A 20060-nucleotide genomic window follows, 5' to 3' on the forward strand; every position below is an offset into this window, starting at 1 on the left:
TACGAAACGTGTGTGCAATGCGGCCACGCGCCGCCAGGCAAGGAGGCATGAATGACTAAGCGTCAGGCATCAACCGGCACCACCACGAACACATCGGCAAAAGTCCGCCGCCGCGCCAGCGAGGTCAGCGCGGAACCGGTTGTCGAACGCGTGCCGCGCCGCAAACGCGCTACGCGGCCCAATTCCCGCGAAGCGGATTTTGTCGTCATCGGCGCAGGCTCCGGCGGCGTGGCCGCGGCACGGCGCGCGGCATCGCATGGTGCGCGCGTGCTGCTGGTGGAGCGTGATGCCATCGGCGGCACCTGCGTGAATCGTGGCTGCGTGCCGAAGAAGATGCTGTCATACGGCGCGGGCTGGGCGTCGATCCTCTCGACATGCCTGTCGCATACCGGTGGCAAGGAAGACTGGCGCGATGCCAGCGTGCGCGTGAATGCCGAAGTGGCGCGACTCAACGCATCGTACAAGCAGCGGCTCAACGAAGCTGGCGTGGAGATCCTGCACGGCGAGGCGCGTCTTGCCGCACCGGACGAGGTGGTTGTCGGCAACGAGATCATTCGTACGCGCAAGACGCTGATCGCGACAGGCGCGCATCCGGTCGCTCTCCCCGTTCCCGGTGGCGAGCTTGCGAGCAGTTCGGATGACGTGTTCACCTGGCAGACCGTGCCCGGATCGATCGTGGTGATCGGCGGCGGCTATATCGCCGTGGAGATGGCATCGATCCTGTCCCGTTACGGCGTGAAAGTGGACCTGCTCGTGCGCGAGGATCGCCTGCTGCCGAAGTTCGACCACGATATCGCCGCCGCGCTGGCGGATGCGCTGACGGCAAAGGGTGTACGAATTCATTTCGGGACCGAGGTAACGATGCTGGCGCGGTCCAACGGCGCTACCGAAGTCTGCTACTTGCAGGCCGGCGACACCAGCCGCACCCAGACCGTGCGTGCCCAGGCCGTGCTGGCGGCGATCGGGCGACGGCCGAATCTCGACGGGCTCGGACTCGATACGCTTGGCGTGAAGCTCGGCGAAAAAGGCGGTATTCAGGTCGACCGGCAGTTCCGCAGTTCCGTGCGGCCGATCTACGCGATTGGCGACTGCATGGCGCAGAACCTGCACCTGACACCGGTGGCGATTGCGCAGGGCCGCTGGCTTGCCGATCGGTTGTTCGGCAAGCGTGGCGATATCGCCGACTTCGACTTCGTTCCCTCGGCGGTGTTCAGCGAGCCCGCGATCGGCGCGGTGGGTTTGACCGAGGCACAGGCGATTGAAGCGGCTGGCGGCAAGGCGGAGCGCGTGCGTACCGAGATCAAGCGCTTCGTGTCGCTGGAGAATCGCTTCGGCGGCGTGGCCCAGGCGTCGGTATTCAAGCTGGTATTCAACGCGCGCAGCGGCCGGGTGCTTGGCGCGCACCTGATGGACAACGCTGCGCCCGAGATCATCCAGACGTTCGCCGTTGCGCTGAGGCTGGGGGTGAAGGACGCGCATCTGAAAACGACAATGGCGCTACATCCAACCGTGGCAGAGGAACTGTTTGGCTAAGGCGCTCGGAGGGCATTGGGCAAGGCGCGCTCCCTAGCCCAATGCCGCGTTCGCGCGTAGCAGCGCTTCTCGAAACAGGTTGGCCAGCTGCGTGGCTGCGAGTGACAGCGGGTTGTCGCGTAGCGTGACGATGCCTAGTGTCAGTGGCCGGAGCGGCAACTCCACGGGGATTCGGGTCAGCAAATCGGAATGCGGCTCGATTTTCAGGATGCCGCTCGGGATCGTCGACAACGCATCGGTGGTCGCCAGAAGGCTCGAGGTGACGCCGAACGTGTTGGTCTTGATGATGCGCCGGGGAAGCGGCAGCCGGAGCCCGTGCAACTGTTCGAGCAGGAACGTGTGCTGGCTGCCTGGTGAAAGCTGCATCAGCCAGTCGCAATCGAGCAATTCTTCCCAACGCGTGGCATTGGCCAGCGGGTGTCCCCGGCGGCCCGCGACCATCACGTCGAGCGTTTTCAGCGGCTCGAAATCGAAGTCGCTGCCCAGCGTCTCCTGAATCAACGCCGCGATCGCGAAGTCGACAGAACCGGCTCGCAGCGCGGGTAGCACCGCCGGCATCAATCCTTCCTCAAGCGTCAGATCGGCCAGCGGCATGCTGCGCCGAAAATCCTGCAGCACGTCCGGAAGCACGCTGAGGAACACCATTGGCGTCACCGCCACCGACACGCGTGCCTGCTCGCCTCCCATCAAGTGACGGATGTCCTGGCGCGCAAGTGCGAGCTGGTTCTGCGCCTGACGCGCGCGGACGGTCAACTGCCGGCCGCATTCCGTGAGCGTGATGCCACGCGAACTCCTGACGATCAGTGGCGCGTCGAGATCCTCTTCGAGTTCGCGGATCGCCTTCGTGATTGCGGCCTGGCTCAGGTGCAGGCTCCGCGCGGCGCCGCGGATGCTGCCGGCTTCGACCAGGCGAAGCCATGCCTTCAGTTGATGATCCCGCATGCGTTGTCTCCAAGGCGGCTGTCTGCGGCTGCCATGCGCGCTTCGCAGGTGACAACCATCAGTGGTCACCATTGGAAAAGTATTGTCTTTTGGTATGCATCATAGCGGATTAGTCTTTCTGCGAAGTGCCGTCAGCCCCGCAGGGGCAATACAGAACAAAACAGGAGACAAACGCATGAGCAACGAACTGTGGCGCTGGAGCGCCGTCGACACGAGCCGCCAGATCGCAAAGCGGGAGGTATCGTCCAGGGAGGTTGTGGCCAGTTGCCTGGCCCGGCTTGAGGCAGTGAATCCGGCCATCAATGCCGTGGTCGACGTACTGGCGGACGAGGCAATGCAGGCAGCGGCCGAAGCCGATGCGGCACTTGCCCGCGGCGAGCCAGTGGGGCCGCTGCACGGCGTACCTGTCACGGTGAAGGTCAACGTCGACATGGCGGGCCGCGCCACCACCAATGGCGTCGTGTCCTTTCGGGACACGGTGGCCAGCGAAGACAGCCCCGTGGTTGCCAACCTGCGCCGCGCGGGTGCCGTCATCATCGGCCGTACCAACACTCCGGCATTCTCGCTGCGCTGGTTCACCGACAACGATCTGCACGGCCGCACGCTCAATCCGTGGAATGCGAGCCATACGCCCGGTGGGTCCAGCGGCGGCGCGTCAGCGGCCGTGGCCGCAGGTATCGGCGCCATTGCGCACGGCAACGACCAGGGTGGATCGATTCGCTACCCCGCCTATGCGTGCGGCGTGGCTGGCCTGCGTCCAACGCAGGGCCTGGTTCCGGCGTTCAATCCGACGCAGTTGCGCGACCGCACGCTTGGCGCGCAGTTGTCGTCGGTACAGGGCCCGCTGGCACGCACGGTGGGCGACCTGCGCCTGGGTCTGACGGCGATGGCCGCCCCGGATGGCCGGGACCCCTGGCAGGCAGCGCTCCCGCCCGATGCCGTTCGCAAGACGTTCCCGACACGCGTCGCGGTCTGCGCGGCCATCCCGGGCTTCGGCGCTGACGATGCAGTCGTCGATGCCGTCAAACAGGCCGCCCGCTGGCTGGAAGACGCCGGCTGCGTTATCGAGGAGGTCACGCCGCCGCGCTTCCAGGAGGCCACCGACCTGTGGGCAGCGTTGACGATGAACGAACTGGCTGCGGGCCTCGGCGATTCGATCGAGCGCTACGGTGACGATGCCGTGCGCGCGGCCATGGGCACACAGCGGCAACTGACCGGCACGCTGGACCTCGCCGGATACATGAATGCGCTGTCGATGCGCACCACGCTGCTGCGCGAATGGCAGCGCTTCTTCGAACGCTATCCGCTGTTGCTGATGCCAGTGTCCTGGCGGCGCCCGTTCCTGATCGATGCAGACCGGCAAGGCGGCGATGCCGCACGCCACCTTCTCGACGCGCAGAGTCCGCTGCTTGCAACGGCGATTCTCGGCCTGCCGGGACTGTCCGTGCCAACCGGCATGGCGGATGGCGTGCCGATGGGCGTCCAGCTCGTGGCCGGGCGCTTCCAGGAAGGGCTGTGCCTGTCGGCAGGCGAAGCCATCGAAGCGCGGTGCGGCGTGATGACGCCGATCGATCCGCATTCGTCGGCCAACTCGGCATCGCGCTGAAAGGAGCCCGCTGATGCTCAAGTTACTGATCGGAGTCGGCATTCCTTACCTCGGCGTGCTGGGGCTGCTGCCCTGGGTCGCCTCGGTGGACAGCTTCGTGTTGGGCGTGCCGTTCATCTACGCGTGGATGTTTGCGTGGTTTGTTCTGACCTCGGCATGCCTCTATATCTGCTGGCGATGCTTTGACCGTCCTGCCGCCGACGCGCGTCGGCAGGACGCCTGACCTCAGGGAGCCACTCACATGTCCACAGCGGTTTTCCTCGGTTTTATCGTCCTGTCGCTGTTTCTGGCCCTGCGCTCGCGCAAGGGGGTGGGTACGCAAAGCACCCATGACTTCTTCGTGGCGTCACGGCAGTTCGGCGCGTTCCTGGTGTTCTTCCTGGCTGCGGGCGAGATCTACAGCGTCGCCACGATGGTGGGCTTCGCTGGCGGCATCTATGCGAAGGGGCCGACCTACGGCATCTGGTTCCTCGGCTATATCCTGCTGGCGTATCCACTCGGCTATTTCCTGGCCCCGAAGATATGGGAGGCGGGCAAGCGGTTCAACGCGATCACGCTGGCCGACCTGTTCAAGGGCCACTTCGATAGCCGTGCGGTGGAACTGGTTGTCGCGCTGTCGTCGATCCTGTTCCTGCTGCCGATGGCACAGCTTCAGTTCACGGGCCTGATCGCCGCATTCAGGGGGCTGGGATGGAGCTTTCAGCCGCTCTATCTGGTCCTGATCGCGGCGGCGCTGGCCTTCACCTATATCGCGATCTCGGGCGTGCGTTCGTCGGCCTACGTTGCCGTGCTCAAGGACGTACTGATGGTGGTGGCGATCGTGGTCACGGGGCTCGCGGTTGCCGGAGAAGTGGGTGTGGAAAAGGTCTTCCACGTGGCAAGCGAGCACGTCAGCAATCGGATGAACGACGAGCAGCTACGCTTCTCGATGAGCACGATCCTGTTTCAGTCGCTCGGCTTCTACATGATGCCGATCTCCGTGCAGTTCATCTACACGGCGAAGAGTGCCGACACGATCCGTCGCACGCAGGTGGCCATGCCGCTGTACATGCTGATGTATCCGTTCCTGGTGCTGGCGTCGTACTACGCGCTGACACGCAGCGACGCGCTCGCATCGGCGAACGAAGCCTTCTTCGTCGCGGCCATCCACCTGCTGCCATCGTGGCTGCTGGGACTGGTGGCGGCCGCCGCCGCGCTGTCCGGCCTGCTGGTCCTGACCGGCATGTGTCTGGCGATTGGCCCCATCGCCACGCGCAACCTGTTGCCGCACCTGCCGGAGTCCAGGCAGAAGGCGGGCGCCAAGGTCGTGATCATCGTGTACCTGATCGTGTCGATCCTGATGACGATGATGGCTCCCAACCTGATGCTGACGCTGATCAACACCACGTACTACGGTGTGACCCAGTTCCTGCCCGGCATGATCGTCATCCTGTTCTCGCTGCGCGTCAGACCGGGCGCGGTGGTGCTGGGTATCCTGACGGGTCAGCTTATGGCGATTGCCCTCTACCTGGAGAAGGTGGACCTTGGCGGCATCAATCTGGGATTGCCCTGTCTGGCGGCCAACATCATCGTGATGGTTGCATTGAACCTGCTGCGCACACCGAGGGGGCTTCAGGCGACGGCCCAGTAGATCGGGGCCGTGGAGGAGGTCGGGCGTGCCCCGACCTCAATCGCCGAAATGCAGAACGCAGAAATGCAAAGAGTAGAAAGCAAAAACGGACGCCGAAGCGTCCGTTTTTGCTGAATCTGGTGGCCTGGGACGGAATCGAACCGCCGACACAAGGATTTTCAATCCTCTGCTCTACCGACTGAGCTACCGGGCCAAAGAAGCGAAACTATAACGGGGCAAATCTGGTTCGTCAAGCGTTTTGTCGAGCCGTTACTGTTCGGTGGGCTCGGGCTTGTTACGGCTCAGTTCCACGCCCAGTTGCTTGAGTTTCCGGTACAGGTGGGTGCGTTCGAGACCGGTCTTCTCCGCCACACGCGTCATGCTGCCGTGTTCGCGCACGAGGTGGTACTCGAAATAGGCACGCTCGAACAAGTCACGTGCTTCACGCAGCGGCATGTCGAACGAGAACTGCATTTCGCCTTCGGGCATGCCACGGGTGGCCGTTCCGTTGGCCGTGGCATCCGCAGGTGCTTCGGCGGGCGCCGTGGCAGCGGCCACAGCTTCGCCGGCCCCGGCTGTTGCCGCAGGCGTTGCCGCCGTGGCAGGCGCCGTGCGCGGGCGGTCGATGCCGCGGGCCAGCCCGGCCTCGACGGCGGACAGCAGCTTCTGCAGCGCGATTGGCTTCTCAAGGAAGTTCAGTGCGCCGATCTTGGTGGCCTCGACGGCCGTATCGATCGTCGCATGGCCGGACATCATGATGACCGGCATCGTCAGGTAGCCCTGTGCCGACCACTCCTTGAGCAGTGTCACGCCATCGGTATCCGGCATCCAGATATCGAGCAGCACCAGGTCGGGCGTAGCGCCCGCGCGAAACTCGCGTGCCTGCTGGGCGTTTTCCGCCAGCTCGACCACATGGCCTTCGTCACTCAGGATCTCCGAGAGCAGTTCCCGGATACCCATTTCGTCATCGACTACGAGGATGGTTGCCATACTTCCCCTCTTAACCCCACCGCAGCGTCACCGGACGCTGCCGGTGCGCAAGATTGACTATGCCAGCTTAACGAACAGAATCGAGATCTGGGCGCCAACGATCTCTGTGCCGTTCATGCGATTGCGCAGTTCGATGCGCGCGCCATGTTCGTCAATGATCTTTTTCACCATCGCCAGCCCGAGACCCGTTCCCTTGGCTTTCGTGGTCACATACGGTTCGAACGCGCGGCTGAGAATCCGTGGTGCGAATCCGGGACCATTGTCCGTTATGGACAGCTTGACGGCTTGCCGGTCTTCGCCGGCAGAATCTTTGTATTCTACAGTCTCGGTGTGCAGAGTGATATGGGGCGCCGCCCTACCCGCCGCCACGTTCTCTGCCACCGCATCCTGCGCATTTTGCAACAGGTTGTGAATCACTTGCCGGAGCTGCGTCGGATCGCCCTTGATTTCAGGCATTTCCGGGCTTAGCGTCGGATGAATCACCGGATGCTCGTGCACGGCGGGATCGTCGATGCCGTACAGGTGCAAGACTTCCGACACAAGGCTGTTCAGCGGCAGCGACTGCACCACCGCCGGCGGCGTACGTGCGTAATCGCGGAAGTCGTCCACCATGCGTTTCATGGCCGCCACCTGGTTTACGATCGTCGCGGCGCCGCGCTTTAGCACTTCGGCGTCCGTGGTCTCCAGTTTTGGCGACAGCTTCATTTGCAGGCGCTCCGCCGATAGCTGGATCGGCGTCAGCGGATTCTTGATCTCATGGGCAAGGCGGCGCGCCACTTCGCCCCACGCCACCGAACGCTGGGCCGAGATCACGTCGGAAATATCGTCGAACACCACCACGTAGCCGGGCTCGTCGTGGCTGCCGCCCGGCAGATGGGCGCCACGCACCAGCAGCGTGAGCGGCTGCTCCTCATCGCCCTGGGGCAGTTCGATCTGCTTCTGCCAATGCTGCGCGCCGCCCAGGACCTCGCTGGTGGTCTGCTCGGAAAATGCCTGTCGCACGATCTCGGCGAACCCGCCCATGCCCGGAATCTGCTCAACCGGGTGGCCCAGCACGCCGCTGAGCGGCTGGCGGAAGATGCGCTCGGCACCGGGGTTTGCCGTGATCAGCACAAAGCTGCGGTCGAATACCAGAACGCCAGCGGTCAGGTTCTGCAGCACGCTTTCCAGGTACGCCTTCGATTGCTCCAGCGCGCTACGGTTCTCTTCCACGGCGATACGCGCTTCGGCAAGCTGCCGGGTCATCTGGTTGAACTGCTGCGTCAGCATGCCCAGTTCGTCACGGCTCTTGAGTTCGCGTTTGGGCGAGAGGTCGCCTTCCGCCACCTCCTTCGTCCCCTGCAGCAGCATCAGCAGCGGGCGTGCAAGCTGCCCGCCGAGCAACAGCGCCAGCATCACGGCGATGAACACCGCCAGGAACAGCGTCAGCGTCAGCGTGCCGATATACATCTTGCGCAGGCCCGTGCGGCCCAGCGCTTTTTCCTGGTACTCCTGGTACGCGCGCTGGACTTCGTCGGCATTGCGTGCCAGCACGCCGGGTACGGGGTGCAGGACCTGCAGATAGCGCTCTTCGCGCACGGTGTCGCCCACCAGCCCGAAGCCTGCCGCCGGCGCGTCCTCGGGGCGGCGTTCGACGGAAAGGCCGGAGCCGGCCCAGCGGCTGTCGGACGTGCCGATGCCGAATCGTGGCGAACGTTGCGTGCGAGCCGCCGCCGCCACTGCCGCGCTCGCGGCAGCTTGTGCCTGATCGTCGGCGTTCGCCGTGCTTGGCCCCGGTCCCAGCGGGATGATCACGCGAATGCGGTAGAGATGGTTGCTGTCGACATTGACGGGCGGCTTGTCGCTCGTCGATGGATCGGTGCCGCCTTCCACGGCCGCGTATCCGCCGGCCATGCGCGCCTGTTCGGCCAGCACGCCGGAAGGCAGGTCAGGCACCAGCGACGCATAGCTGCTCGATGCGGTTGCCAGAACGCGGCCGCTGCCGGTGAAGATGGCCGCTTCCTGGACGCCGTACTGTTCGCGCAGGCGGTTCAGTTGCAGCGATGTCGCCATGCCGCTCGCCCCGGTCAACTGATCGGCCATCAGGCGTGCCTTGCCCTGCAGGTCCGCCAGCTGGCTGTCGATGGTGGAGCGGCCAAGATTGAGGCCGGCCTCGAGCGCGGTTTCCACGCGCACGTCGAACCACGACTCAATGCTGCGCGATACGAACTGCAGCGACACCAGATAGATCAGCACGCCGGGCAGCACGCCTACCACGCCGAAGAACACGGCCAGCTTGGTCATCAGGCGCGTGCCGAACTTGCCGCGCCGATAGCGGACGCCCAGCGTCAGCGCCAGCGCACCCACCGTCAGCACCAGCAGGACGCCAACAACCAGGTTGACCTTGAAAAGCAGAGTGAAATAGCGGTCGAAGAACTCGGTATTGGCCGAGGCGCCAGCCAGCAATCCCACCAGCACGATCGCCAGAAAAACGATGATGCCGACCACGACGCGATAGAGCATGCGCCGGAATCTGCTGTCCCACGGATTGCCGTTCATGGCTGGCTGACCGGTTGGACCAGTTGGTTCGGCGAAAGCACGTTGGAGACCGTCTGCGAGAACGGTGCGCGTGCGTCGGCGGCCGATGACGAAGCGGCCGATGGCGTTGAGCCAGGCATGGCCGGCGGTGCGGGCGGCGCGACGGGCGGCGGTGCCACCGGCGCCGGTGGCGGCTGCGGCGCGTCGAGATTGGTCGGCACCGTGTAGTTGAAGCGCCGCCACTCCGACGACAGGTTCCATTCACGCGTATTGACCGCGTTGATCTGGAACGGCTTCGGCAACTGGGAAAGATCCAGGCGCATGCGTGTTTCGGCGTGGTAGGTCTCGCCGGGCTTGACCTGGTTGCGCTCGAATACGCGCCATCCACGTACCTGCTGAATGAACTGCAGCGCGCTCTTGAGGCGGTTGAACGGCAGTTGCAGGCCGCCGGTCGACACGCGGTACTGTCGCGTCAGCGGCTGATAGGAAATGCGCACCATGCGCGACGTATTGACCGGCTTTTCATCGAACCAGTACCAGCGCGAACGCGTGAGCTGGAAGTCGACGACGAAATAGAGCGAGATGCCCTTGTGCAGGGCGTCTTCGAGCGCCGCAGGCAATTCGAAATCGAACGAAGCGGCCAGGTCGAAGCCGCCATCCTGGTATTCGATGCGCGCTTCGGTGGTCTCGATCAACTGGGCCGATGCCTGCGGGGCATGCACCAGCAACATCAGCAGCAGCAACGCAGCCGCACACCATGCGCGCAGTCCGCTGGCCAGCGGACCCACCGGGCATCCGCACACCGCGTGACCGGGAATACGTAGGTCGAACAAGCGCGGCGTGCTCAGCATCGGTGGAATTCAGGCGCGTTTCTGGAAGCGGGCGTAGTAGAAGCCATCGTGATCCGATGGCAGGCTTGCCTTGCCGGCGATATCGCTGCCGGCCGTCTCAGGCGCCTTCGTACCGGGCAGGAGTTGGCCCGGCGCCTGCAATCGTATCGCATCTGGAAGCTGCGCACCAAACCAGAGCGCCTGCTCTTCTCCCTCCGTTGGGAAAATAGAACAGGTCACATAGACCAGAATGCCGCCCGGCTTCAGTAGCGGCCACAACTGCGAGACGATGCGACGCTGCTCATTGACAAGCTTCCCAATATCCGATTCGCGCCGCAGCCAGCGGATATCGGGATGGCGCCGGACGATGCCCGATGCCGAGCACGGCACGTCGGCCAGGATGCGGTCGAACTGCTGTCCGTCCCACCAGTCCTTCGGACGGCTGGCGTCGCCAACGATCACTTCGGCCTGCTGGCCCAGGCGGGCCAGGTTGTCATGAATGCGCGCTGCGCGTTGCGCATCGCTTTCCACCGCCGTGACGTGGATATCGGCCAGTTCAAGCAGATGGCCGGTCTTGCCGCCTGGGGCCGCGCAAGCGTCGAGCACGCGCATGCCGTCGGACACTTCGCACAGCGGTGCGGCAAGCTGCGCGCCGGCATCCTGCACGGAAACGTCGCCTGCCGCGAAGCCCGGAACCTGCGATACCGGAAATGCCCGAACCAGACGCACAGCCTGGGCGCCAACGGCCGTGCCGGCCATGCCCTCGTTCGCCAACTGCTTGAGATACTGCTCGACCGACACGCGCTTCGTGTTGACACGCAGCGTCATCGGCGGCCGTGCATTGACGCTTTCCGCCAGGGCGGTCCATTGATCGGGATAGGCCTGGCGCAGTTGCCGGAGCCACCATGCGGGCAGGTTCCAGCGCGCTTCATCGTCCTGGCCGATCGTAGCCATGAGCGATTTTTGTTCGCGCAGGAAACGGCGCAGCACCGCGTTGACCAGACCGCGCGCATGGGCGGTCTTCGGTTCGGATGCAGCCGCGCTGACTGCCTGGTCGACAACCGTAAACGCGGAATAGCCGCCGCGCCCCACCTTGCTTCCGTCGCCCTCGTCGCCTTCGAGCAGCAGTGCAAGCGCCACGGCAAGCAGTGAATCGACCAGCACGCCTGGCGGGCGCGTGACCAGTTGAGTCACCAGCGCACGCGTGGCACCGAACTGGCGCACGGTGCGATAGGCCAGGTCCTGGATGGCGCCGCGCGTGGCGGCATCGCGTACGCGGTCCAGGCGAAGTTGGGCCGAGGCGTCGTCGATGGCTTGCGGCAGGGCCGTGCCTTCGTGGACGCCGCGTACGGCTGCGGCGGCGCCGAGCATCTGGAAGGCAAGGGAATCTGGTGGCAGGCGCATGGGTAATACTGGAAATCTGCAAAAAAAGCGGTGGTACGGGCCATCAGGCGCGCGCGGATACAAAAAACCCGCCGGCTCCTGACGGAACACAGCGGGCAGTTTACCTGTTACCGCGCACGAGCCCCGGGAAACGTGGCGACGCTGGTCAGGCCGGGTAGGTGCCGGTCTGCGCCATATGCATCAGCCGTGCGATCCGTTCTTCCGTGGCGGGGTGGGTAGAGAACAGGTTCGCGATGCCTCCGCCCGAGAGCGGGTTCATGATCATCATCTGCGCCGTGGCCGGGTGTTCCTCGGCGGCCTGGAACGGAATGCCCTGCGCGTAGCGGTGGATCTTGTCGAGCGCCGCGGCCAGGGCCTGCGGGTCGCCGCTGATTTCCGCGCCGCCGCGGTCGGCTTCGAATTCGCGTGCGCGTGAGATTGCCATCTGAATCAGCGATGCGGCCAGCGGCGCAAGGATTGCCACCGCGATCGTCGCGATTGGATTCGAGCGGTTGCCGTTTTCGTCGCGCCCGCCAAAGAACATCGCCATATTGGCAAGCGCTGAAATGGCACCGGCCATCGTTGCGGCGATGGTCGAGGTGAGGATGTCCCGATGCTTCACGTGCGCGAGTTCATGGGCCATCACGCCGCGCAGTTCGCGATCGGAAAGCACGCGCAGGATTCCGGTGGTGGCAGCGACCGCCGCGTGCTCCGGATTGCGGCCCGTGGCAAACGCATTCGGCGCATCTTCGTTGATCAGGTACACGCGCGGCATCGGCAGGCCGGCGCGCTGCGCAAGCTCCTTCACCGTGTTGTAGAACTGTGGCGCGGTGCTGGCATCCACTTCCTGCGCGTTGTACATGCGCAGGACCATCTTGTCCGAGAACCAGTATGAGAAGAAGTTCATGCCCACTGCCAGCAGCAGCGCGAGCATCATCCCGTTGCGTCCGCCGATCATGCCGCCGATGACGATGAACAGCGCCGTGATGGCGGCCATCAGCATGAAGGTCTTGACCCAGTTGAACATGGCTTGATCTCCAGATCGTCAGTCGCGATGACGGTTAGATAGGGCGCGGGCCGCGGAAATTCAATGTCGAAGACAGGGTTTTACGATTGCAAGGATGTTTCGCGTCACTTGGCGGGGGCTTGGCCGGCCACGCCCGACACCACGCAGCGCGTGCCCGGCGGCAGCGGCATCGCCTGCAGGAACTGCTGCGCAGGTTGGCGCTTGCCGCCCGGTTTCTGGAGTTCAGTGACCTGCAGCGCGCTGCCATTGCCGCAGGCGATGATTACCCCGGCGGCATCGGCAGCCAGAACGGTGCCCGGCGGATGCGGCAGGCTGGTTGCCGCGTCCAGCGGCAGTGCCTGCCAGCACTTGATGACGGTTTCGCCCACCTGCACCGTGGCGCCCGGGAACGGATTGAACGCGCGTACCTGATTGGCCAGTTCGGCGGCGGGCCGCATCAGATCGAGCGGGGCTTCATCCTTGGCGATTTTTTCCGCGTAGGTCACGCCGTCCTCGGGCTGCGGCGTGGCCACCAGTGGCTGGCCGGCGGCAAGCTGGCGCAGCGCGTCGACGATCATGCGGCCGCCGAGTGTTGCGAGCGTGTCGTGCAGCGAGCCCGTGGTGTCCTGCGGGCCAATCGGCGTCGCTTCGCGCGAGAGCATCGCGCCGGTGTCGAGGCCTTCGTCCATCTGCATCAGCGTGATGCCGGTCTCGGCGTCACCCGCCTCGATTGCGCGATGGATAGGCGCCGCGCCGCGCCAGCGCGGCAATAGCGAGGCATGGATGTTCAGACAGCCGTATCGCGGCAGGTTCAGGACCTCGGCCGGCAGGATCAGGCCATAGGCGGCCACCACCATCACATCGGGCGCGATCTCGGCGAGCGCATCAACCGCCGCGTTGGCTTCCTCGGGATACTTGCCCTGGCGGCGCAGCGACCGCGGTTGCAAAACGGGTCCCAGGCTGGATTCGATGGCGAACTGCTTGACCGGGCTGGCCTGCAACTGCATGCCGCGGCCGGCGGGCCGGTCAGGCTGGGTCAGGACGGCGACGACCGGAAATCCGGCAGCGTGGATGGCCTCAAGGGCAACGCGCGCAAACTCGGGCGTGCCGGCAAAGGCAACGCGCAGTGGCTGGGCTTGAGTCATGGCGATTTTCCGCGATGGAAACGACACCGGCCGCATAGCGGCCGGTGCGTAAGTGTTCTCTGGAAGGTGTAACGATAGCAGACGCGCGTCCGCGCAGCGCTTACCGTTACATCCTTTAGAAACCGTTTCAGAATCGTTCTGAGACGATTTCCTTTACATGCGCGAGCGTACGCGCTTTTGCAGCTTGCTCTTGATGCGGTTGACCTTGAGCGGCGACAGGTATTCGACGAAAACCTTGCCGTTCAGGTGGTCGATCTCGTGCTGTATACATACAGCGAGCAGATCGTCGGCATCGATCTCGAACGTCTCGCCCTTTTCGTTGAGCGCGCGCACCTTGACGCGGTCCGGACGCTCCACGCGGTCATAGACCTCGGGCACCGACAGGCAGCCCTCTTCCCACACCTTGCGGTTGTCGCTGGCCCACGTGATCTCGGGGTTGATGAACACCATCAGCCCGTTGCGGTCCTCGGACACGTCGATCACGATCACGCGCTCGTGCACGTCCACCTGCGTCGCGGCCAGGCCAATGCCGGGCGCTTCGTACATGGTTTCGGCCATGTCTTTCACGAGCTTGCGGATGCGGTCATCCACCACTTCCACAGGCTTGGCTACTTTGTGCAGGCGGGGATCGGGGTAGGTGAGGATATCGAGTTTGGCCATGATGCTCACGCGCAACGCCGGGTGCTGTCCACTGCCCGGACGCCGTTGCGGCGGGCGGGGTTTCCATGCAGAATCGGGGCGCTAGTACAAAAATTCAAGGCGCGCCGCAGCAGGCACGCTCTACCTAGGGTCAATCCGGTCGTTCTCCCGGCCGGTTCAGGAAAATGCGCGATCTTACCAAAGAACAGGCGGCGTCGGGCCGCAGGCTGCACGCGTTCACCCTCGCCATGCTGAGTGTCGCCGGCATCACTGCCGGCGCGGCCATGGCAGTCCAGGCTGCCGACCTGAGCGTCTCGCCAGTCCAGCTTGCGCAGGCCGACCGCACCGCGCAGGAAGGTATTCCGGTTGCCGACCTGGCACCCAACGCGCCCGGCCAGTATACGGTGCGCACCGGAGATACGCTTTGGGGCATTTCCGGCCAGTACCTGCGCCAACCCTGGCGCTGGCCCCAGCTGTGGGGCATGAACCGCCAGCAGGTCCACAATCCTCACCTGATTTATCCGGGCCAGGTTCTCTACCTGGTCCAGCGCGATGGCCGCGCCTACCTGTCGACAACCCCTCCGGGCGGCGCCAGTGGCGATATCCGCCTGTCGCCGCGTGTCCGCGGGAACGGGGGCGACGGTGAGGCGATCCTGAGCATCCCGGCCGGCGACATCGAGCCGTTCCTGGCCCGCCCGCTCGTGGTTGACCAGGGCACGGTGGATACGTCGGCCCGTATCGTGGCCTTGCCCGATGCCCGCGTGTATATGGGACGTGGCGATACGGGCTACGCGCGCGGCATTGCGCCGGCCGATGCGTCCATCGGCAGTGACTGGCAGGCGTTCCGCCCGGCCAAGCCCGTGTTCGATCCGATCAGCAACGGCGTGATCGGCTTCGAGGCCCAGTATGAAGGCAGCGTACGCGTGACGCGCGGGCCGGAAGGCCCCAGCGCCGTGACCACGGTGCTGGCAACCCAGTCCCAGCAGGAAATGGGTCCCGGAACACTGCTGCTGCCGCAGCCGCCGCGCGAACTGATCCGCTACGTGCCACACGCGCCGGACAACGAAGTCGCGGGCCGCGTCGCGGCGGTCTACGGTGGTGTGCGATACGGCGGCGCAAAGCAGGTCGTTGTGCTCAATATCGGCGCGAATGCCGGGCTGGAGCCGGGCCACGTGCTGGCGTTGTCGCGCGATGGCGGAGTGGTGGCCGACCCAACGGACAGCAATCGCACGATCGAACTGCCTGAAGACCGCTATGGCCTCGCGTACGTTTATCGCGTGTTCCCGGGCGTCGCGTACGCGCTGGTGACGGACGCGACGAACGTGATGAAGGTTGGCGATATCGCCACCACGCCGCGCTGACAGCGGCGCGTGCCCCCTGGGCGTGCGCTGCATCGCTTCTGATGACCGAATCGACCCGCGATCCTGCCGACGTAGCTGCCTGGCTACGTCTGACGGCGACGCCAGGCGTCAGTGCACAGTCCGGACGACGGCTGCTGGCCGCATTCGGCTTGCCCCAGACCGTGCTTGCGCAGGACACCGCGCGCCTGCGCGAAGTCGTTGAGCCCGACGTGGCGCGTGCGTTGAGCGCGCCGCCGGACGCCGCCATGTCTTCGCTGATCGCGCGCACCGTGGCCTGGCTGGCGGAGCCGCATCATGCCGTGGTCACCATGGCAGACGCCGGGTACCCGGCGCAGCTGCTAGACCTCGCCGATCCTCCCCTGCTGCTCTATATCAACGGCAACCCCGGAAGGCTGTCGGGCCACGCGCTCGGGATCGTCGGTGCGCGCAAGGCAACGGCGCAAGGCGCGCGCGATGCCCGGGCCTTTGCATCGGCCTTTTCCCAGGCGGGCTTGACGGTCGTATCCGGCCTCGCACTCGGGATCGACGCGGCGGCGCATGCCGGTGCGCTGGAGGGCCTGGGCGGTACCGTAGCCGTGGTCGGGACTGGCGTCGATATCGTCTACCCCGCCCGGCATCATGCGCTGGCTCACCAGATCGTGGATGCGGGCGGCGCCATCGTCAGCGAGTTCGCATTGGGTACGCCCGGGATTCCGAACCATTTTCCGCGCCGCAACCGCATCATTGCGGCACTGTCGCGCGGCGTGCTGGTCGTGGAGGCGGCGGAACGGTCCGGATCGCTGATTACCGCGCGGCTGGCGTCCGAGATAGGGCGGGAAGTCTTCGCGATGCCGGGATCGATCCATGCGGAACTGGCGCGTGGCTGCCACAAGCTGATTCGCCAGGGGGCGAAGCTGGTTGAAACACCGGTCGACGTGCTCGAGGAATTCGGCGATCTGGCGGCTATCGCGCAACTTCAACCATCCCGACCATCCGGGCCATCCGCGCAACGCGTGCCTTCGGGAGCATCCGCCGACGTGGCCGACGTGTTCGGTGCCGCCCTGGCCTATGATCCTGTCACGTTCGACGCATTGTGCGAGCGGTCGGGCCTCACGGCGGATGTTGCGGCGGCAGCGCTTCTGGAGCTGGAGCTGGGTGGTACCGTTGAGCGCGTGCCCGGCAACCGATACCGGCGTCTGGCATGATCGACGGTATCGCAACCGTCTCATTTTTTGCGTGCAATGACCGTTTACTTCCCCGAGCGAGACCCTGCAGCCCTGCGCCAGGCGCTGGCGGCAAGGCCGCGAGGCCGTCTGGTGGCCTGTCTGTGCGCCGACTGGTGTGGCACCTGCAAGGGCTATCTGAGCGGGTTTGCCGCGCTGGCAGCGCGCTATCCGGACGATTGTTTTGTCTGGATCGATATCGAAACCCACTCGGACCGGCTGGGCGAGGACATCGATGTCGAAAATTTTCCTACTGTATTGATTCAGCCCATTGCCGGAGGCGCACCGCACTTTTATGGAACGGTGCTCCCCCACCTGGAAGTTCTGGACCGGATGCTGGCGCGCGGCAGCGCGATGCCTGCAACGGCATCGGAGATTCCTCAAGTGCTCGACTGGTTGCTTGAGTAGTGTGTCGGCCCGAGCTGCCGGACGTCGCGTATGCGCGATGCGTCGGCTTGCATGGCCGTCCGAACCGCGCTTATTATTGGCGCCTCAAAGCCCAGGCGGACTGTTTACATAGTTTGCCGTGAATTTCAAGAGGCGCGGACTGCTCATCAGGCAGTGGCGCCACAAGGACCCGTTGAATGTCTAAAGCCCTCATCATCGCGGAAAAGCCATCGGTCGCCGCCGATATCGCGCGCGCCCTCGGGGGCTTTACCAAGCACGACGAGTACTTCGAGAACGATGACTACGTGCTGTCATCGGCCGTCGGTCACCTCGTGGAAATCGCAGCGCCTGACGATTACGAGGTCAAGCGCGGCAAGTGGAGTTTCACCAACCTGCCGGTGATCCCCCCGCATTTCGACCTGCGCCCGATTGCCAAGACCGAGTCGCGCCTCAAGGTGCTGAACCGCCTGATCAAGCGCAAGGACGTGACCGCGCTGATCAACGCCTGCGACGCGGGGCGCGAAGGGGAACTGATCTTTCGCCTGATCGCGCAACAGGCCAAGGCCAAGCAGCCGGTGCGCCGCCTGTGGCTGCAGTCGATGACCCAGCAGGCCATTCGTGACGGGTTTGCCGCACTGCGCGAGGATGAGGACATGCTCCCGCTGGCTGACGCCGCCCGCTGCCGCTCCGAAGCCGACTGGCTTGTGGGCATCAACGGCACGCGCGCCATGACGGCCTTCAACAGCAAGGGCGGCGGCTTCTTCCTGACCACGGTGGGCCGGGTGCAGACACCGACGCTTTCGATCGTGGTGGAGCGCGAGGAGAAGATCAAGCACTTCGTGCCGCGCGATTACTGGGAAGTGCACGCCGAGTTCATCGCCGCCGCCGGCCTCTACGAGGGCCGCTGGTTCGACCCGAAGTTCAAGAAGAACGAGTTCGACCCCGAGGCGCGCGATTCGCGCCTGTGGAGCGAGGCCGAGGCCAAGAGCATCGTGGCGGCCTGCCGCGACAAGCCAGGCACGGTCACCGAGGAATCCAAGCCGTCGACGCAACAGTCGCCGGCCCTGTTCGACCTGACCACGCTGCAGCGCGAGGCCAACTCGCGCTTTGGCTTCTCGGCCAAGAACACGCTGGGCCTGGCCCAGGCGCTGTACGAAAAGCACAAGGTGCTGACGTACCCGCGTACCGATGCACGCGCGCTGCCCGAGGACTACCTGGACACGGTCAAGCAGACCATGGACATGCTGGCCGAAAGCTCGCCGAACTACCTGCCGCACGCGAAGAAGATCCTGTCCAGCGGCTGGGTGAAGCCGAACAAGCGGATCTTCGACAACAGCAAGATCAGCGACCACTTCGCAATCATCCCGACGCTGCAGGCGCCCAAGAACCTGTCGGAGCCGGAGCAGAAGCTGTACGACCTGGTCGTGCGCCGCTTCCTGGCCGTGTTCTTCCCGGCGGCCGAATTCCAGGTGACCACGCGGATCACCGAGGTTGCCGGCCACCACTTCAAGACCGAGGGCAAGGTACTGGTCAACCCGGGCTGGCTCGTGATCTACGGCCGCGAGGCGCAGGGCAAGGATGACAAGGACGCCAACCTGGTGCCCGTGCAGAAGGACGAGAAGGTCAAGACCGACAAGGTCGAGTCCGTCGGCCTGACCACGCGCCCGCCAGCCCGCTACAACGAAGCGACGCTGCTGTCGGCCATGGAAGGCGCCGGGAAGCTCGTGGACGACGACGCGCTGCGCGAAGCCATGGCAGGCAAGGGCCTGGGCACGCCGGCCACGCGTGCGGCCATCATCGAAGGCCTGCTGGCCGAAAAGTACCTGGTTCGCGAAGGCCGCGAGCTGATTCCCACGGCCAAGGCGTTCCAGCTCATGACGCTGCTGCGCGGGCTGGGCGTGGAAGAACTGACCCAGGCCGAGCTGACGGGCGAGTGGGAACACAAGCTTGCGCAGATCGAGCGCGGACGCCTCAAGCGCGACGAGTTCATGCGCGAGATCGCGCAGATGACGCAGCAGATCGTCAAGCGCGCCAAGGAATACGACAACGACACGATTCCGGGCGACTACGCAACGCTCGATACGCCGTGCCCGCAGTGCGGTGGCCAGGTCAAGGAGAACTACCGGCGCTTTGCCTGCACGGCGTGCGAGTTCTCGATCAGCAAGATCCCTGGCGGACGCCAGTTCGAGATCGAGGAAGTCGAGGAACTGCTGCTGAAGAAGGAAATCGGTCCGCTGCAGGGCTTCCGCAGCAAGATGGGCCGGCCGTTCGCGGCCATCCTCAAGCTGGCAAAGGGCGACGACGGCAACTGGAAGATGGAGTTCGACTTCGGTCAGAACGACGAGGAAGACGACGAGCCCGTGGACTTCAGCGAGCAGACGCCGGTCGGGAACTGCCCCAAGTGCGACGGCTCGGTCTACGAGCATGGCATGAAGTATGTCTGCGCCAACGCCGTGGGCAGCGAGAAATCGTGCGACTTCACCAGCGGCAAGATCATCCTGCAGCAGGAAATCTCGCGCGAGCAGATCGGCAAGCTGCTGACCGAAGGCAAGACAGACCTGCTGACCGGCTTCAAGTCGTCACGTACCGGCCGCAACTTCAAGGCCTATCTGGTCAAGCAGCCGGACGGCAAGATCGGCTTCGAGTTCGAGGCGCGAGAGCCCAAGGCGGGCGCGGCGGCGAAGACTGGTGCCAAGCCTGCGGCAAAGTCGGCTGCCAAGGCAGAAGCGGCACCGGCAAAGGTTGCAGCCAAGAAGGCACCGGCCGCCAAGAAGGCGCCGGCTGCGAAGAAGGCTGCCACCAAGACCGCCACTAAGACAGCCGCGAAGACCGCAACCAAGACGGCGGCAGCCAAGAAGACGCGCGCGGCCAGCAAGCAGACGGCCGAAGCGGAAGAGTAACGACTCACAT

The 20060-nt window shown here is 64.8% G+C and carries 16 protein-coding genes and 1 tRNA gene; 8 read left to right on the forward strand and 9 right to left on the reverse strand.

All coding sequences use genetic code 11. The features are described 5' to 3' along the window. Positions 1-51 precede the first annotated feature (51 nt). Positions 52-1533: an FAD-dependent oxidoreductase gene (locus B552_RS0125595; RefSeq protein WP_019451914.1), complete on the forward strand. Its 1482-nt coding sequence runs from the start codon at positions 52-54 to the stop codon at positions 1531-1533. Between the two features lie 33 nt (positions 1534-1566). Here B552_RS0125595 and B552_RS0125600 read toward each other — a convergent pair whose 3' ends face one another. Further along, on the reverse strand, positions 1567-2475 hold the full coding sequence (locus B552_RS0125600; protein WP_019451915.1) for a LysR substrate-binding domain-containing protein: 909 nt from the start codon (positions 2473-2475) through the stop codon (positions 1567-1569). Between the two features lie 175 nt (positions 2476-2650). On the opposite strand from B552_RS0125600, the gene B552_RS0125605 reads away from it, so the two are divergent. The 3 genes from B552_RS0125605 to B552_RS0125615 are packed head-to-tail and all read left to right on the forward strand — an operon-like array spanning position 2651 to position 5711. Further along, the gene (locus B552_RS0125605; RefSeq protein WP_019451916.1) at positions 2651-4081 is read left to right on the forward strand and encodes an amidase family protein; all 1431 of its coding nucleotides are present in this window, start codon (positions 2651-2653) and stop codon (positions 4079-4081) included. 13 nt (positions 4082-4094) lie between these two features. Beyond that, the gene (locus tag B552_RS0125610) at positions 4095-4304 is read left to right on the forward strand and encodes a DUF3311 domain-containing protein (RefSeq protein ID WP_019451917.1); all 210 of its coding nucleotides are present in this window, start codon (positions 4095-4097) and stop codon (positions 4302-4304) included. A gap of 18 nt (positions 4305-4322) precedes the next feature. Next, the gene (locus B552_RS0125615; protein WP_019451918.1) at positions 4323-5711 is read left to right on the forward strand and encodes a sodium:solute symporter; all 1389 of its coding nucleotides are present in this window, start codon (positions 4323-4325) and stop codon (positions 5709-5711) included. 117 nt (positions 5712-5828) lie between these two features. On the opposite strand, the gene B552_RS0125620 is transcribed toward B552_RS0125615, so the two are convergent. The 8 genes from B552_RS0125620 to def form a co-directional block, all read right to left on the reverse strand. After that, positions 5829-5904 (reverse strand) — tRNA-Phe (locus B552_RS0125620). Between the two features lie 56 nt (positions 5905-5960). Then, positions 5961-6680: a response regulator gene (locus B552_RS0125625; RefSeq protein WP_019451919.1), complete on the reverse strand. Its 720-nt coding sequence runs from the start codon at positions 6678-6680 to the stop codon at positions 5961-5963. 57 nt (positions 6681-6737) lie between these two features. Then, on the reverse strand, positions 6738-9218 hold the full coding sequence (locus B552_RS0125630) for a PAS domain-containing sensor histidine kinase (protein ID WP_019451920.1): 2481 nt from the start codon (positions 9216-9218) through the stop codon (positions 6738-6740). Beyond that, complete coding sequence (locus tag B552_RS0125635) at positions 9215-10048, reverse strand: DUF4390 domain-containing protein (RefSeq protein WP_019451921.1); 834 nt, start codon at positions 10046-10048, stop codon at positions 9215-9217. The genes B552_RS0125630 and B552_RS0125635 overlap by 4 nt, the downstream gene beginning before the upstream one ends. 9 nt (positions 10049-10057) lie before the next feature. Then, positions 10058-11431 (reverse strand): 16S rRNA (cytosine(967)-C(5))-methyltransferase RsmB, encoded by a 1374-nt coding sequence (gene rsmB, locus B552_RS0125640; protein WP_019451922.1) that lies wholly within the window; start codon positions 11429-11431, stop codon positions 10058-10060. Between the two features lie 145 nt (positions 11432-11576). Continuing rightward, on the reverse strand, positions 11577-12437 hold the full coding sequence (gene htpX, locus B552_RS0125645) for a zinc metalloprotease HtpX (RefSeq protein ID WP_019451923.1): 861 nt from the start codon (positions 12435-12437) through the stop codon (positions 11577-11579). Positions 12438-12541: 104 nt separating this feature from the next. Next, a complete protein-coding gene (gene fmt, locus B552_RS0125650; protein ID WP_019451924.1) occupies positions 12542-13561 on the reverse strand; it encodes a methionyl-tRNA formyltransferase in 1020 nt (339 codons plus the stop codon). A gap of 153 nt (positions 13562-13714) precedes the next feature. Beyond that, a complete protein-coding gene (gene def / locus B552_RS0125655) occupies positions 13715-14221 on the reverse strand; it encodes a peptide deformylase (RefSeq protein WP_019451925.1) in 507 nt (168 codons plus the stop codon). Positions 14222-14385: 164 nt separating this feature from the next. On the opposite strand from def, the gene B552_RS0125660 reads away from it, so the two are divergent. The 4 genes from B552_RS0125660 to B552_RS0125675 all read left to right on the forward strand — a co-directional run bounded on the left by B552_RS0125660 (position 14386) and on the right by B552_RS0125675 (position 20050). Then, positions 14386-15561 (forward strand): LysM peptidoglycan-binding domain-containing protein, encoded by a 1176-nt coding sequence (locus tag B552_RS0125660; protein ID WP_019451926.1) that lies wholly within the window; start codon positions 14386-14388, stop codon positions 15559-15561. 41 nt (positions 15562-15602) lie between these two features. Further along, on the forward strand, positions 15603-16745 hold the full coding sequence (gene dprA / locus B552_RS0125665) for a DNA-processing protein DprA (protein ID WP_019451927.1): 1143 nt from the start codon (positions 15603-15605) through the stop codon (positions 16743-16745). Positions 16746-16781: 36 nt separating this feature from the next. After that, positions 16782-17171, forward strand: coding sequence for a thioredoxin family protein (locus tag B552_RS0125670; protein ID WP_019451928.1), 390 nt, complete (start codon positions 16782-16784; stop codon positions 17169-17171). Between the two features lie 176 nt (positions 17172-17347). Next, positions 17348-20050, forward strand: coding sequence for a DNA topoisomerase III (locus B552_RS0125675; protein WP_019451929.1), 2703 nt, complete (start codon positions 17348-17350; stop codon positions 20048-20050). Positions 20051-20060: the final 10 nt, after the last annotated feature.

This window comes from Cupriavidus sp. BIS7 (assembly GCF_000292345.1).
In the GTDB taxonomy this organism is placed as follows: domain Bacteria; phylum Pseudomonadota; class Gammaproteobacteria; order Burkholderiales; family Burkholderiaceae; genus Cupriavidus.

Bases quoted from the DNA above. Each gene is read 5' to 3' on its own strand.
- B552_RS0125605 (WP_019451916.1), top strand. From the start codon at position 2,651: ATGAGCAACGAACTGTGGCGCTGGAGCGCCGTCGACACGAGCCGCCAG.
- B552_RS0125635 (WP_019451921.1), bottom strand. From the start codon at position 10,048: ATGCTGAGCACGCCGCGCTTGTTCGACCTACGTATTCCCGGTCACGCG.
- B552_RS0125670 (WP_019451928.1), top strand. From the start codon at position 16,782: ATGACCGTTTACTTCCCCGAGCGAGACCCTGCAGCCCTGCGCCAGGCG.
- B552_RS0125610 (WP_019451917.1), top strand. From the start codon at position 4,095: ATGCTCAAGTTACTGATCGGAGTCGGCATTCCTTACCTCGGCGTGCTG.
- B552_RS0125625 (WP_019451919.1), bottom strand. From the start codon at position 6,680: ATGGCAACCATCCTCGTAGTCGATGACGAAATGGGTATCCGGGAACTG.
- B552_RS0125660 (WP_019451926.1), top strand. From the start codon at position 14,386: ATGCGCGATCTTACCAAAGAACAGGCGGCGTCGGGCCGCAGGCTGCAC.
- B552_RS0125600 (WP_019451915.1), bottom strand. From the start codon at position 2,475: ATGCGGGATCATCAACTGAAGGCATGGCTTCGCCTGGTCGAAGCCGGC.
- dprA (WP_019451927.1), top strand. From the start codon at position 15,603: ATGACCGAATCGACCCGCGATCCTGCCGACGTAGCTGCCTGGCTACGT.
- B552_RS0125595 (WP_019451914.1), top strand. From the start codon at position 52: ATGACTAAGCGTCAGGCATCAACCGGCACCACCACGAACACATCGGCA.
- B552_RS0125675 (WP_019451929.1), top strand. From the start codon at position 17,348: ATGTCTAAAGCCCTCATCATCGCGGAAAAGCCATCGGTCGCCGCCGAT.
- B552_RS0125630 (WP_019451920.1), bottom strand. From the start codon at position 9,218: ATGAACGGCAATCCGTGGGACAGCAGATTCCGGCGCATGCTCTATCGC.
- fmt (WP_019451924.1), bottom strand. From the start codon at position 13,561: ATGACTCAAGCCCAGCCACTGCGCGTTGCCTTTGCCGGCACGCCCGAG.
- def (WP_019451925.1), bottom strand. From the start codon at position 14,221: ATGGCCAAACTCGATATCCTCACCTACCCCGATCCCCGCCTGCACAAA.
- htpX (WP_019451923.1), bottom strand. From the start codon at position 12,437: ATGTTCAACTGGGTCAAGACCTTCATGCTGATGGCCGCCATCACGGCG.
- B552_RS0125615 (WP_019451918.1), top strand. From the start codon at position 4,323: ATGTCCACAGCGGTTTTCCTCGGTTTTATCGTCCTGTCGCTGTTTCTG.
- rsmB (WP_019451922.1), bottom strand. From the start codon at position 11,431: ATGCGCCTGCCACCAGATTCCCTTGCCTTCCAGATGCTCGGCGCCGCC.